Source organism: Ewingella americana ATCC 33852, assembly GCF_000735345.1.
GTDB lineage: Bacteria > Pseudomonadota > Gammaproteobacteria > Enterobacterales > Enterobacteriaceae > Ewingella > Ewingella americana.
Genome location: NZ_JMPJ01000053.1, coordinates 105,102 through 118,795, shown reverse-complemented (window position 1 = coordinate 118,795; position 13,694 = coordinate 105,102). Strand labels below are relative to the sequence as shown.

The following is a 13,694-nucleotide window of genomic DNA, read 5'->3' as shown; positions in this document are numbered from 1 at the left end:
TTACTCGTTGATCAGCAGTAGCAGGGCACCACAAATAGAAATGACGAAAAGAGATAAGTCCATCAAGGTCGGATGCCACACTTCGCCGGAATAGATCCAATCGCGTAAAAGGTGGTGGATTAAAATCCAAAAAAGCAATCCCAGTAAAATGGCTTTGAAGATCGGAGGGAAATAAAGCGAAGCCCCTAAGACTAAATCCGTGAGCGGGTAGCCTGTATGAAAGATTTGCGCATCCACAATATTAATCTCTGCGGGTGATTGTGTTATAAACAAGGTCAATCAGGGAGTTGAAGCTGGCTCCTGAGCTGACGGTAATAAGATCCAGTATATATAGAAATGTAATTACACGATTAAAATTCCGAAAACTAGGCTAAACTCTGGGGAGTTATCTTAGCATGCTAATTATAAGGAGGGGATAATTGGAATCGAACCTTGGATCAGATCTAGCACGATTAGTTCGTGCGTGGCGCTCATTGATTGATGAACGCTTAAAGCCGCTGGAGTTGACGCAGACCCATTGGGTAACGTTGCATAATATCAACATGTTACCGCCAGAACAGTCGCAGATTCAGCTCGCCAAAGCCATTGGCATTGAGCAACCTTCCTTGGTGAGAACGCTCGACCAACTGGAAGAAAAGCGGCTGATCACCCGTCAAACCTGCGCCAGCGATCGCCGTGCGAAACGCATTAAACTGACCGAAGAAGCCTCGCCGATCATCAATGCGATGGAGTCAGTGATTGATTCAACCCGCAAAGAGATCCTCAGCGGCATGTCTCAGTCGGATATCCAACAGCTGTCTGGAATGTTGGCGCGACTCGAACAAAACATCGCTTCTTTACAAAGTAAATCACAATAAATCATTAATACCCGCCGTTGAATAAACGGCTTTCTGCTTTATTTTTGCATACAGCACACTCTTTTTTGTTCATGCGGCCTATTTGCCGAACAAAACCGAACAAAAAAAAGCCGGGAGCTTCCACTCCCGGCTTTTTTATTGGGTTAACTCCGTGCCGATATTATCAGGCGCTTGGAGATACCGTCACGGTGCTGCCGCTGGTCGCTAAGCTAACACGCTGGCCGACGCTGAATTTGGTTGGGCCAACTTTCTGTACCACCTGAATGGTGCTGCCGTCGTCACGACGAATTTGCAGCTCAACACCGTTAGAACGGTTAAGCGTACTCTGTACACCCTGACCGGCTACGCCGCCCAGGACCGCACCGCCGGCTGTTGCCAGGCTTTTACCTGCGCCGCCACCGATGGTGTTACCGAGGAAGCCACCCAGCACCGCACCACCCAGTGCACCGATGATGTTGCTGTCATCGCCGCCTTGAATCTGTACCGCACGCGTAGAAAGAATGGTGCCGTAAGAGACTTGTTGAACTTGTTTCGCCTGAGAGGATGAGTACACATCGCCAGAGGCAGTGTTGTCGCTGACACAACCAGCAAGAGTCACACCCGCAAGGGCGACAGCCAGAAAACGCTTAATCATAAATTGCTCCTGTTTAAAGTCACGTCATCGCAGCGTCATATCATATAACCAGCAATAGCGTAGATGATGCATTCCACATTTCAACATCCTGTCGAGGGTGTCGAGTCTTGTTTATAGCGAACTAGGGCTAAGGTGCATAACGCTGATACTACATTAGGCCTGTTCAACTAATAATAAACGGTGGTTTAGGTTTTAGACAGCTTTGTCTGGGGATAAGGCCGTCGGCAAGTCAATTGTACTGTTAGTCACTTTTTATTTCCGGTTGGTTCCCAAAATCCTCTCTGATTAACAAAAAACAAATACACCAATCACATAGCGCAATAAAACCTGTGCAACTCATAGCGTTGCAAGATGAATTCTGGTTAAGTTAAATGAGTTATTTTTATTTAAGTGGACCGCCTTCACCGGCCTTTTCACGGGAGATTCGAGGATGTTATCTATGAAATCAGGGCGCTATATCGGCGTGATGTCTGGCACCAGTCTTGACGGGGTCGACGTGGTTCTGGCCGCGATTGATGAACGCATGGTGGCGCAGCAGGCCAGCTACTCTCATCCTATTCCTCTTGAATTGAAAAACGCCATTTTAGGTATGTGTCAGGGCCAACAGGTGACACTGGCACAGGTCGGCGATCTCGATACCCGGCTGGGCATACTGTTTGGCGAGGCGGTATTAGGTTTGATGAAACAGGCTGGGATCACTGCTGAAGAGGTGACCGCCATCGGCTGCCATGGGCAGACGGTGTGGCATCAGCCAAAGGGCGACGCCACCTTCTCGATGCAATTGGGCGATAACAATCGCATTGCCGCCATGACCGGCGTAACCACCATCGGCGACTTCCGCCGCCGCGATATGGCATTTGGCGGGCAGGGCGCGCCTTTGGTGCCCGCTTTCCATCAGGCTTTGCTGGCACACCCGACTGAACGCAGGATGATTTTGAATATCGGCGGCATCGCCAACTTGTCCCTGCTGCTGCCGGGCCAGCCGATTCGCGGCTACGACACCGGGCCAGGCAACATGCTGCTCGACGCCTGGATTTGGCGTCATCGCGCCCAGCCTTATGACAAAAACGCCGAGTGGGCCAACAGCGGCAGAGTCAACCTGACGCTGTTACAGCAGATGCTGTCAGACCCTTATTTCGCCGAGCCTGCGCCGAAAAGCACTGGGCGAGAATATTTCAATATTGCCTGGCTTGAGAAGCAACTCAGCAAGGTTCACGAGCTGGCTCCTGAAGATGTACAGGCCACGCTTGCCGAACTGACCGCCGTGAGCATTGCCGAGCAAGTTCAACTGGCGGGAAGCTGCGATCGCCTGATGGTCTGTGGCGGTGGGGCGCGCAACCCGCTGGTGATGGCGCGCCTGTCGGCGATGCTGCCGGGCACCGAAGTTTCTACTACCGACAGCTTTGGCATCAGTGGCGATGACATGGAAGCACTGGCCTTCGCGTGGCTGGCGTTTCGCACCTTGTCGGGCAAAGCGGGCAATTTGCCGTCAGTCACCGGCGCGTCGCAAGAAACCGTGCTGGGGGCGATTTACCCGGTGCCGAACAGCCTTTCGCGCTAAAGCCTGCGGCCTCTCTTGAGGCCACTTATGACGTTATCGGTTTAATCTCAATGTGCTACGCCGTCAGGCGTGGTACTAAACGGACTAAACCAAGACTCATGAGGAACATCAGGATGAAAAAGGCGATTTTCGCTTTGGCGACGTTAACCTTGGCTGGTTGTAGCCAGTTTCACCATCAGCAGGAAGCCACCACCGAGCAACTGCACTACCAGTGCGGCACCACGCCGCTGACCGTCACGCTGGACAAACCGGCGCAGCAGGTTGATTTCCTGCTCGACGGCAATCAGCTGAAACTGAAACAGGTTGCCGCCGCCTCCGGCACGCGTTACAGCGACGGCAATTACACCTTCTGGTCGAAAGGGCCGCAGGCCTTTGTGCAGCGCGGCGATGACATCATCCTTAACGACTGCGTACAAAAATAATCTTCACTTTGCCTCCTAACTGGCGCGTTGGGTGATTGAGATCCCAACGCGTCAGGCGCAGAATAGCCCCACCACACTTTCTCGCGTACAGAACTTCATATGACTGATAATAATGAATTTGATGTGTCAGCCTCGCGGCGTGAATACACCCGTGGCGGGCTGCGTCGTGGCGATTTACCGGCCGAGCCTCTGCCGCTGTTTGAACACTGGCTGAAGCAGGCTTGCGAAGCCAAGCTCGCCGACCCTACGGCGATGGTCGTGGCGACGGTTGACGAGAACGGCCAGCCGTATCAGCGCATCGTGTTGCTCAAGCATTACGATGAAAAAGGGCTGGTGTTCTACACCAACCTCGGCAGTCGCAAGGCCCAGCAGTTAGCCAACAATAGCCACATCAGCTTGCTGTTCCCTTGGCATATGCTGGACCGTCAGGTGGCGGTGATTGGCCGCGCCGAGCGTTTATCAACGCTGGAAGTGATGAAATATTTCGCCAGCCGCCCGAAAGACAGTCAAATCGGTGCTTGGGTGTCGCAGCAGTCGACCCGCATTTCGGCCCGTGGCGTGCTGGAAAGCAAATTCCTCGAATTGAAGCAGAAGTTCAGTCAGGGCGAAGTGCCATTGCCGAGCTTCTGGGGCGGTTTCCGGGTCAGCGTGGACTCGATGGAGTTCTGGCAGGGCGGCGAGCATCGCCTGCATGACCGCTTTATCTACCAGCGTGAAACTGTTTCAACCGCCGGTCAGCCAGCAACTGGTTGGAAAATAGACCGCCTCGCGCCATAACCACGAAAAAAAATGCTAAATCCTAGCGCTCGCGTCGCGGGCGCTTTATTCTATGCCATTCCCCTGTAAAGGCGAGAGAACGGGCACATGCGCAGCATGATGTCAGGCGTGATGTTGCATCGACGTGATGCACAAAATTAATGGAGTTTTTGATGGCAAGCAGCAACTTGATTAAACAACTGCAAGAGCGGGGCCTCATTGCCCAGGTGACGGACGAACAAGCGTTAGCAGAGCGACTGGCGCAAGGGCCAATTGCACTCTATTGCGGTTTCGATCCTACCGCAGACAGCTTGCATTTGGGTCATCTGGTGCCTTTGCTTTGCCTGAAGCGCTTCCAGTTAGACGGCCATAAGCCCGTTGCGCTGGTCGGCGGAGCCACCGGTTTGATTGGTGACCCAAGCTTTAAAGCCACCGAGCGTAAGCTCAATACCAACGAAACGGTTAACGAGTGGGTAGAGAAAATCCGCCAGCAAGTGTCGCCTTTCCTTGATTTCAACTGTGGCGACAACAGCGCGATCACTGCCAACAACTACGACTGGTTTGGCGGCATGAACGTGCTGACCTTCCTGCGTGACATCGGTAAACACTTCTCCGTTAACCAGATGATCAACAAAGAAGCGGTTAAGCAGCGTTTGAACCGTGACGACAGCGGCATCTCCTTCACCGAGTTCTCTTACAACCTGCTTCAGGGTTATGACTTTGCTGAGCTGTACAACCGCCATAAAGTTGTTCTGCAAATCGGCGGTTCCGACCAGTGGGGCAACATCACGTCAGGTATCGACCTGACCCGTCGTCTGCATCAGCAACAAGCATTCGGCCTGACCGTTCCATTGATCACCAAGTCTGACGGCACCAAATTCGGTAAAACCGAAGGTGGCGCAGTGTGGCTGGATCCGAAGAAAACCAGCCCGTACAAATTCTACCAATTCTGGATCAACACCGCGGATGCCGACGTTTATCGCTTCCTGAAATTCTTCACCTTCCTGAGCCTTGAAGAGATCAATGCGCTGGAAGAAGAAGACAAGGCCAGCGGCAAAGCGCCACGCGCCCAGTACGTGTTGGCAGAGCAAGTGACCGGCATGGTTCACGGCGAAGAAGGTTTGGCGGCGGCTCGCCGTATCACCGAAAGCCTGTTCTCTGGCGCGCTGAACGACATGACCGAGGCTGACCTGGCTCAGTTGGAGCAAGACGGGATGCCGGTAGTGAATCTGGAAGCGGACGCTGACCTGCAACAGGCGCTGGTCGCCGGTGGTTTGGCGCCGTCTCGCGGTCAGGCTCGCACCATGATCTCCTCTAACGCTATCACCCTGAACGGCGAAAAGCAGACCGATCCTGAGTTCCGCTTCAGCGACAGCGACCGTCTGTTTGGCCGCTATGCCCTGATGCGTCGTGGTAAAAAGAACTACAGCCTGCTTATCTGGAACTAAGAGAGCAGCAGTAAGAAAAGGGGCTTTTGGGCCCCTTTATCTATTCCGCCAAAGGCAGTGTTTCATCATCTTTATATGCGCCATCCACCGATGACGTTGCTATCGGACATTCCAAATGAAAAATATCCTTTCTATCCAGTCGCATACCGTTTTTGGACACGCCGGAAACAGTGCAGCAGAATTCCCAATGCGCCGCATGGGCGCAAACGTTTGGCCTCTCAACACGGTGCAATTCTCCAACCATACGCAATATGGTAAATGGACTGGCTGCGTGATGCCTGCCAGCCATCTGACTGAAATTGCTCAGGGAATTGCCGATATCGATCGTCTGAAGGATTGCGACGCGGTGCTCAGTGGCTACATCGGTTCGCCGGAGCAGGGCCAGAGCATTTTGCAGATTGTCCGTCAGGTAAAAGAGGCCAATCCGAACGCATGGTATTTCTGCGACCCGGTGATGGGTCACCCGGAGAAAGGCTGTATCGTGGCGCCGGGCGTGGCGGAGTTCCACTGCAATCAGGCGCTGTTGAACTGCGATATTATCGCGCCAAACCTGCTTGAGCTGGAGTTGTTGAGTGGTCACTCGGTGCAAAACGTCGAAGAGGCCGTTGCCTCGGCGCGCGAGCTGATTGCCAAAGGACCGAAAATCGTGCTGGTTAAGCATCTGAGCCGCGCGGGCTATCACACCGACCGTTTCGAAATGCTGCTGGTGACCGCCGAAGAAGCTTGGCACATCGACCGCCCTCTGGTGGATTTCGGCGTGCGCCAGCCGGTTGGCGTCGGCGACTTGACCAGCGGCCTGCTGCTGGTGAACTTGCTAAAAGGCGAAGCTCTGGATAAAGCCTTGGAGCACGTCACTGCGGCAGTCTATGAAGTGATGTTGGCGACCCACGCGATGGGCGAATATGAGCTTCAGGTGGTCGCAGCGCAAGACAAGATGGTCACGCCAGAGCACCATTTCGCGGCGGTAAAGCTGTAAATTTCCGCTGCATTTAGAATATAAAAAAGCCCCGCCAGTGCAGACTGTGCGGGGCTTTTTATTGCCTTAAGCTTAGGGCCAAACCTCTTACTTCAGGCCTTCGGCAGTCAGCGCGGCATCTACCGCCGGACGCGCAGCAACGCGATCCAGATAGCTGTTCAAGTCGGTGAAGGCGCTCAAATCAAACTTCAGGGCTTTGGCCCAGCCCATGACGGTGAACAGGTAAGCGTCGGCCACGCTAAAGCGCGCGCCCAGCAGGAATTGCTGGCCTTGCAGCTCTTCGTTGACGTAGGCGAATTTCTTCATCAGCGCTTCGCGGGTCACGGCTTTGAAGTCATCCGGCGTCTTAGGGTTGAACAGCGGGCTGAAGCCTTTATGCAGCTCGGTCGCGATGTAGTTCAGCCACTCTAGCGCGTGGTAGCGCGCAAGAGTGCCAAACTCTGGCAGCAGGTTGCGGTCTGGCTTCTGGTCAGCCAGATACTGCACGATAGCCACGCCTTCGGTCAGCAATGTGCCGTCGTTCAGTTCGAGAGTCGGGATCTGGCCTTTAGGGTTAACGGCAAAAAAGTCATCGCCGTGTTCGGTTTTCTTGGTCGCCAAATCGACTTTGACGATACTGAAATCCAGACCGGCTTCGCGCAGAACGATATGCGGAGAAAGGGAACAAGCGCCGGGTTTGTAATAAAGTTTCATAGTGACTCCGTGAGGTTACCTTGAGTAGCGTGCAGACCCGCGACCTGAGCTGAAATAAGCCTCAGCGCCGCGGGAAAAATAAAGCTGCCGCTATCCTAGATCTACCGCTGACAAATGTCAGTGACAGAATCGTGATGTTAGCGAGAATGCTGATTCAAGTGGTCACGGACTGCGCGTTCGACGCTCTCCGGCGCGGGCAGCAGCGGGGCGCGAAGCTCGTTGTGCATCATCCCGGAGAGGGAGAGCGCGTATTTTATCGCTGCCGGGTTAGGGGCGCTGAACATCAAACGGATCATCGGCAGTAGCTTGAAGAAGGTTTGGCGTGCGGCAGCCAAATCGGAAGATTTCACCTCTTTCACTAAACGCACGAACTCATCGGTATAAAGATGTGAAGAGGCGGCAATCGCCCCGGTGCCGCCGTGGCTAAGGGTGGCGAGGATCTGCGCGTCTTCGCCACACAGCACGTCCAGCTGGCCGTCGGCAATCAGTGACAGCGTCAGATCCCAGCTTCCGCCGCAGTCTTTTACTGCCACAATGCGTGGGTGAGCAGCCAGTTCGCGCAGGGTCGCCAGTTCAAGGTGAATTCCGGTGCGGTAAGGCACGTTGTACAGCACGATAGGCACGCTGGAGTGGTTAGCCAGCTCGGTAAACCAAGCGCTGAGGGCGGCCTGTGACGGGCGGATATAGTACGGGGCGGGCAGCAAGACCCCAGCAATAGGGCGCTGCTGAATGGCATCCTGCATGGCTCTGACGGTCGGCAGGTGAGTGCCCGACAGGCCCATCATCACTTGAGAACCCGGCACAATTTCTAGCACGGTATCGAGGACTTGCAGCTGCTCATCTTTGGTCAGCATCGGGGATTCGCCGGTCGTGCCACATACCACAACGCCGTCCACCCCCTGTTTCAGCAAATGAACACAAAGCTTGCGCAGAGCCGGGAAATCAATCTCTCCCTGATGGAATGGTGTGACTAGCGGAACCCAAATACCTGAAAAAGATGGCATGATTTACTTCCTTCGACGGCGTGATTATTACCCGCGATCATGTCAGGAGATCGGGGGGCAACGCCAATTGAAAGAATTTATCGCGGGTTTTGAGTTATTTGTCAGGCTAATATCAGGCTTCGTTTTGCATATTTAGTGAGCTATCCAGCAAGGTGCGCAATACTTCGATTGGCACCGGGCGAGAGAACAAATAGCCCTGAAGATGCGAACATCCCGCTGATATTAAGAAAGTTTTTTGCAGCTGATTTTCCACGCCTTCGGCAATCACGTTTAATTTCATCTTATTACCCAATTGGGAAACCGCTGAAACGATGGCCGCTGTATCATTCACTTCTGTGACGTACTGAACAAAAGAACGGTCGATTTTCACGCTATCTACCGAAATATCCTTCAGCAGGCTGAGGCTGGAATAGCCGGTGCCGAAGTCGTCGAGAGAGATTTTCACCCCGGCTTTGCGCAGCTCAACCAGATGGGTCAGGCTGGTGCAGTTGGCATTCATCACCGAGGTTTCGGTCAGTTCCAGCTCAAGGCGATTAGCCGGGAAACCCTCTTCTTCGAGCAGGGTCAGAATTCGGTCGGCAAAGTTGCTTTCGCCCAGTTGCACGGCAGAGACGTTAATCGCCAGATTCAGTTCTTCAAGGCCGAGAATATCCTGACAGGCTTGACGCAGAATGATTTCACCCAGTTGGATAACCAAGCCGGTTTCTTCCGCCAGCGCGATAAACTGTACCGGAGAAACTGCCCCCAGCACGCCGTGATTCCAGCGGGCGAGGGCTTCGACGCACACCACTTTCTCATCGGAACTGCGCAAAATCGGCTGATAGACGCAGGTCAAATCCCCTTGGCGGGAGAGGGATTCCGCCAGCGCTTTCACCATAATTCGCTTACTCACGCTGCTGGCATCCAGCAATTCGGAATAAAACGAGAACATATTTTTGCCGCGCTGCTTGGCTTCCAGCAGGGCAGTATTGCCCCGGCGCATGATTTCACCGGCCGTAATATTTTCCGCACCGAACATCACAATACCCAGCGAGAGCGTCACCATCGGATTGGCCCGCGTCAGGCTAAAAGGCTGGCGCATCATCACCAGAATTTCTAACGCCAGATTATTAGCCTGTTCCTGCGTCGGACTGTTGCGCAGAATAATCGCGAACTCATCGCCACCAATGCGCGACACCGTACCGCTGCTGCCAATCTCATTGCGCAGCCGTTGGCCGAATTCGCACAGGATGGCGTCGCCAGCCTGGTAGCCGTAGGTGTCATTGATATAGTTAAATTCATTCAGATTGAGCAGAAACAAGGCGTAGGGCTCGGGACGGTACATCCGCTGGGCGGCGATCTGGCTGAGGTCTTCATTGAGCGCGGTGCGGTTTGGCAGGCCGGTGAGCACGTCGTGGCGCGCCAAATAGCGAATCTGCGCCTCGGAGCTGCGCTGCAATGAAATATCCATAATGGAGGTCAAAATATAGTGGCGGCTTTCCAGCGTCACGCGGGATTTGCGCACGAGAACATTGCGAATCTTGCCATTGGCATCAATCAACATCTCTTCGCTGACGTTTTTAATGCCGCTGGTCAGCACTTCAATATCTCTCTCTCGCTGGCGCGCCGACTGGTTTTCTTCGGTGAAGAAGGAGACGTCGCGGCCAATAAGATCTTCACGCCGCCGGCCAAATAACTCACAGGCTTTCTGATTAAGAAAGACCAATTTGCGCTGATCATCTTTCAAGACGGTGGCTTCAGTAAGCGCGTCGAGAACTGCCTGGCATATCGCAATATCAGTAAACATGAGTTAAAAACCCTGACGGAAAATGAAGAGATCGTGGCGTTTAATAAGACCAACGCGAAATAAGAGTGACCTTAAAAATCGTTAAGAATTCTGATTATTGCCTACATTGCTGTAGGAAGATTACGGTTGTTTTTAAATTTGCTATTTCAATCAGTTATCGCGACTTAAGTCGGGTGTGCCAGATAATATATGGCGATATAACAGCCGCTTAAGCGTTATGGCTTCGGGCCATACTTCTCATCCCACTCGCGGCGATATTTGCGCGACTGGCGGCGGCCTTTCAGCCATAAATAAGTACAGACAATACAAACCCCAGCGGAGAAGATGATATTGCGCATATCTTGGTCATAGAAAATGACTAATACGCAATCCAATGCCGCCACCATGGCAAACCATTTATGCATGTGCGATTGGCGGCGAATTTCCGCATTAAGTCGTTTTAACTGCCGCCCTTCATCCAGGACCTTATTTTTTTCCATCACTGCTTTCCTGGTATTCGTTGGGAGAAAAGATGCAACGCTGCATCCGACATGACATTACTACAGACTTTGGTTAATTATTGCTGGGTCGAGCGCAGATAGAAACGTCTCATTATCGCATTAATGTAACATGACGTCAGCGGATTCAATTCGTTGATTAACGGCCCTTATTTGCTCTCTTAACCACTCTAGCGCCGGATCGTTCTCGGCATTCACCGGCCAGACAATCGAATTAGGGAAGACTTCAAGCTGTAGCGGCACTTCACAATAGACCAGTCCGAACATGGCGCAGTAGCGGCGCGCAATGCGATTCGGCAGGGTCACCAGCACCGGCGAATTCTGTGCGAAAGAGAGCAGAGCCAAGAAATTTTGTGCCGAAAATACCGCGTTCAGCGTCGCCCCGGCGCGGTTAAAGGCATTCTCCACGCAGCCCATCAAATTGCCCGAAAATGACATCAGCGCGTGAGGCTGGTTGAGATAATCGTCCTGCGACAAAGGCGTGCTGAAGGGCATCAGCGCTGGGTTGAAGCAGCAGGCCAACTGCTCGGCGAACAGCACTTCACTGCGATGCCACTGCCCCTGCTCGCCAAAGCAGCCGAGTGCCAAATCTATCTCCCCGCGCTCCAGCAGGCCGTGCAGATTCTGCCGCCCGGCATAGCTGGCGATAACCCGCACGCCGGGTGCGACCTTGCGCAGATGAGTCATCAGCTCCGGCAGCAGATGCACTTCCAGCTCACTGGAGAAGCCCAGCCGGAAGGTGCGCTGCTCGGTCAGCGGCGAGAACTGTTCACTGAAGGAGAGGGCGTCTTCGGCCTTTTGCAGCACCGAGCGCACTCGGCTGGCGAGGCTTATCGCCCGCGAGGTCGGTTTCATCACTTGCCCCACGCGCACAAACAGCTCGTCGTCAAACAGCATGCGCAGGGTTTTCAAAGCATGGCTCATCGCCGGTTGCTGGATCTTCAGCCGGGCGGCGGCGCGGGTGACGTTCAGCTCCTCCATCATCGCGTCGAAAGCAATCAGCAGATTCAGGTCAAAATTACGTAAATTGAAATGGTCGATAGTCTTCATGCTTGGTATCGATTTGAGTAATGGTTCTACTGTTTATACGATGCTTTTACTGACTCCACAAGTGAAGGTATGCAATGAAACGTACAAATAATGTGTTTCACGTCGGCGATTTAACCATAACCCGCCTTGATGAGTTAACCCTGACCGGCACGGCTCCCGAGGTGTTGTTCGTGGGCGATTGGCAGCCCGAAGCCTTAGAGCAGCACCGCCACTGGCTCAGCCCGCAAAACTTCGACTTCGCCAGCGGCAAGCTGATCCAGAGCACCCACGCATGGCTGGTGCAGTCGCCTCACTTCACCCTGCTGGTGGATACCGCGTCGGGCAATGATAAAGAGCGACCAAATAAACCGATTTTCCACCGTCTGCAGACCGACTTTCTTGCCCAGCTAGAGCGCGCGGGCGTCGCGCCGGAGTCGGTCGATTATGTGCTGCTGACCCATCTGCACGTTGACCACGTGGGCTGGAACACCCGACTGCTGGACGGCAAGTGGCAGCCGACATTCCCCAACGCCACCTATTTCTTCTCGCAAACCGAGGCCCAGTTCTATGGCGATAGCGAAAGCGATAACCCGGCGGTGGTGGGCAATCGTCAGGTATTTGCCGACAGCGTGCAGCCAATCATCGACGCCGGGCAGTTCCAACTGGTACCTGCGGGCGGTGGAGAAGTGCTGGAGGGCATCCGCTTTACGCCAACGCCGGGCCACAGCATTGACCATATGTCGATTAGCATTGAGTCACAGGGGGAAGAGGCATTTTTCGCCGGGGACCTGCTGCACCATCCGCTACAGGTTTACTACCCGGAGCTGAATTCAATGTATTGCGACTTCGAAGGCATTGCGCGGGCCTCGCGCCTGTGGGCGCTGCACCACGCGGCGGATAAGCGGGTGACCTGGTTTTCAACCCACTTCGCCGACAGCTCTGTGGGGCGCGTTACCCAGCGGGGGAATGACTTCCAGTGGACCTTTCTTCAAGCCTAATCATTGAGAATAACCAGATGAAATCACAAGATCACAATCAGGCGCGGGTGGATGAGATCCACAGCGAATCCCTGATGATTAATAGCGACACGCCGGGGATCAGTCTGCACCTGCGCCACAAATATTTACCGTCGACAAATGCTTTTACTGCCGACAACACGCTGGTGATGGTGCACGGCGCGACTTACTCCTCGGGCAGTTTGTATGACGTCAGGCTCGACGGCGTCTCCTTTATGGACGCGCTGGCGCTGCGCGGTCTGAATGTCTACGCCGTCGACGTGCGCGGCTACGGCCATTCAACTCGCCCGGCCGAAATGGACGCGCCGCCGCTCGACAACCCGCCGCTGTTTGGCACTGAAACTGGCGTGCGTGACTTGGGTAGCGCGGTGGACTGGGTGCGGCAAAAACTCGGGCTGGAGCGCGTGCAGGTGTTTGGCATGTCGTGGGGCGGCAGCGTGGCGGCGGCCTATACCAGCCAGAATAATGAAAAAGTGAATCGGCTGGTGGTGCTGGCACCGCAGTGGGTAAATGAAGGAGGTTCGCGGCTGGACGAAGGCGGGCAACTGGGAGCTTATCGCCGAGTGGCGGTGGGAGAGAGCAGGCCGCGCTGGGTTAACGCCGCACCCGAGGCGCATCGCCATGACCTGATCCCAGACGGCTGGTTTGAGGCGTGGGCGGCGGCCTCGCTGGCCGAAGAGCCACAAAGCCAGCAGACCCAGCCACCGACGCTGCGCGCGGTCAACGGCACCATTCAGGATGTGCGCGACTACTGGGGAGCCAATCGGCCGTTTTATCGCCCGCAGGACATTACGCGGCCGGTGCTGCTGGTCCACGGAGAGTGGGATGCCGACGTGCCGCTGAAGTTGATGACGCCTTACTTCACCTCATTCACCTCGTCGCCGGAAAGGCGCTGGGTGGAAATCGGCGAGGCGACGCACATGATGCTGATGGAGAAAAATCGCTGGCAGGTGTTCCGCGCGGTGGCGGATTTCTATGTGAACTGAGGTTCAGGCAATAAAAAACGCCTCCTTGC

The 13,694-nt window shown here is 54.4% G+C and carries 15 protein-coding genes; 8 read left to right on the top strand and 7 right to left on the bottom strand.

Translation table 11 applies throughout. The annotated features are described in order from the left end of the window. Positions 1–237 (bottom strand): DUF1656 domain-containing protein, encoded by a 237-nt coding sequence (locus tag GEAM_RS10105; protein WP_034791113.1) that lies wholly within the window; start codon positions 235–237, stop codon positions 1–3. A 182-nt stretch (positions 238–419) separates the two neighbouring features. Here GEAM_RS10105 and slyA point away from each other — a divergent pair, with 182 nt between their 5' ends. Next, entirely contained in the window at positions 420–857 is a 438-nt protein-coding gene (gene slyA / locus GEAM_RS10100; protein ID WP_034791111.1) for a transcriptional regulator SlyA, read from the top strand. 163 nt (positions 858–1,020) lie between these two features. Here the strand turns inward: slyA and GEAM_RS10095 are convergent, their stop codons facing one another. Continuing rightward, positions 1,021–1,491, bottom strand: a complete 471-nt coding sequence (locus tag GEAM_RS10095; RefSeq protein ID WP_034791109.1) for an outer membrane lipoprotein — start codon at positions 1,489–1,491, stop codon at positions 1,021–1,023. Between the two features lie 439 nt (positions 1,492–1,930). On the opposite strand from GEAM_RS10095, the gene anmK reads away from it, so the two are divergent. From anmK to pdxY, 5 genes are all read left to right on the top strand, one after another. Then, a complete protein-coding gene (gene anmK, locus GEAM_RS10090; RefSeq protein WP_034791107.1) occupies positions 1,931–3,052 on the top strand; it encodes an anhydro-N-acetylmuramic acid kinase in 1,122 nt (373 codons plus the stop codon). Positions 3,053–3,165: 113 nt separating this feature from the next. Continuing rightward, positions 3,166–3,474, top strand: a complete 309-nt coding sequence (locus GEAM_RS10085) for an MliC family protein (protein WP_034791106.1) — start codon at positions 3,166–3,168, stop codon at positions 3,472–3,474. Positions 3,475–3,573: 99 nt separating this feature from the next. After that, positions 3,574–4,251 carry a pyridoxamine 5'-phosphate oxidase gene (gene pdxH / locus GEAM_RS10080; protein WP_034791105.1) on the top strand — a complete coding sequence of 226 codons (678 nt, stop codon included), beginning with the start codon at positions 3,574–3,576 and terminating at the stop codon, positions 4,249–4,251. A gap of 152 nt (positions 4,252–4,403) precedes the next feature. Continuing rightward, the gene (gene tyrS / locus GEAM_RS10075; RefSeq protein ID WP_034791103.1) at positions 4,404–5,678 is read left to right on the top strand and encodes a tyrosine--tRNA ligase; all 1,275 of its coding nucleotides are present in this window, start codon (positions 4,404–4,406) and stop codon (positions 5,676–5,678) included. 115 nt (positions 5,679–5,793) lie between these two features. Next, positions 5,794–6,654 carry a pyridoxal kinase PdxY gene (pdxY, locus tag GEAM_RS10070; RefSeq protein WP_034791100.1) on the top strand — a complete coding sequence of 287 codons (861 nt, stop codon included), beginning with the start codon at positions 5,794–5,796 and terminating at the stop codon, positions 6,652–6,654. Positions 6,655–6,741: 87 nt separating this feature from the next. Here the strand turns inward: pdxY and gstA are convergent, their stop codons facing one another. From gstA to GEAM_RS10045, 5 genes are all read right to left on the bottom strand, one after another. Beyond that, entirely contained in the window at positions 6,742–7,347 is a 606-nt protein-coding gene (gstA, locus tag GEAM_RS10065) for a glutathione transferase GstA (RefSeq protein ID WP_034791098.1), read from the bottom strand. 137 nt (positions 7,348–7,484) lie between these two features. Then, positions 7,485–8,351 carry a 4-hydroxy-tetrahydrodipicolinate synthase gene (gene dapA, locus GEAM_RS10060; protein WP_034791096.1) on the bottom strand — a complete coding sequence of 289 codons (867 nt, stop codon included), beginning with the start codon at positions 8,349–8,351 and terminating at the stop codon, positions 7,485–7,487. A 112-nt stretch (positions 8,352–8,463) separates the two neighbouring features. Next, the gene (locus GEAM_RS10055; RefSeq protein WP_034791094.1) at positions 8,464–10,137 is read right to left on the bottom strand and encodes a sensor domain-containing protein; all 1,674 of its coding nucleotides are present in this window, start codon (positions 10,135–10,137) and stop codon (positions 8,464–8,466) included. Positions 10,138–10,352: 215 nt separating this feature from the next. Next, entirely contained in the window at positions 10,353–10,616 is a 264-nt protein-coding gene (locus tag GEAM_RS10050) for a hypothetical protein (protein WP_034791092.1), read from the bottom strand. A 120-nt stretch (positions 10,617–10,736) separates the two neighbouring features. After that, positions 10,737–11,684, bottom strand: coding sequence for a LysR family transcriptional regulator (locus GEAM_RS10045; protein WP_034791090.1), 948 nt, complete (start codon positions 11,682–11,684; stop codon positions 10,737–10,739). A 74-nt stretch (positions 11,685–11,758) separates the two neighbouring features. Here GEAM_RS10045 and GEAM_RS10040 point away from each other — a divergent pair, with 74 nt between their 5' ends. Next, a complete protein-coding gene (locus GEAM_RS10040) occupies positions 11,759–12,661 on the top strand; it encodes an MBL fold metallo-hydrolase (protein ID WP_034791088.1) in 903 nt (300 codons plus the stop codon). A gap of 17 nt (positions 12,662–12,678) precedes the next feature. Beyond that, on the top strand, positions 12,679–13,665 hold the full coding sequence (locus GEAM_RS10035) for an alpha/beta hydrolase (protein ID WP_034791086.1): 987 nt from the start codon (positions 12,679–12,681) through the stop codon (positions 13,663–13,665). Positions 13,666–13,694: the final 29 nt, after the last annotated feature.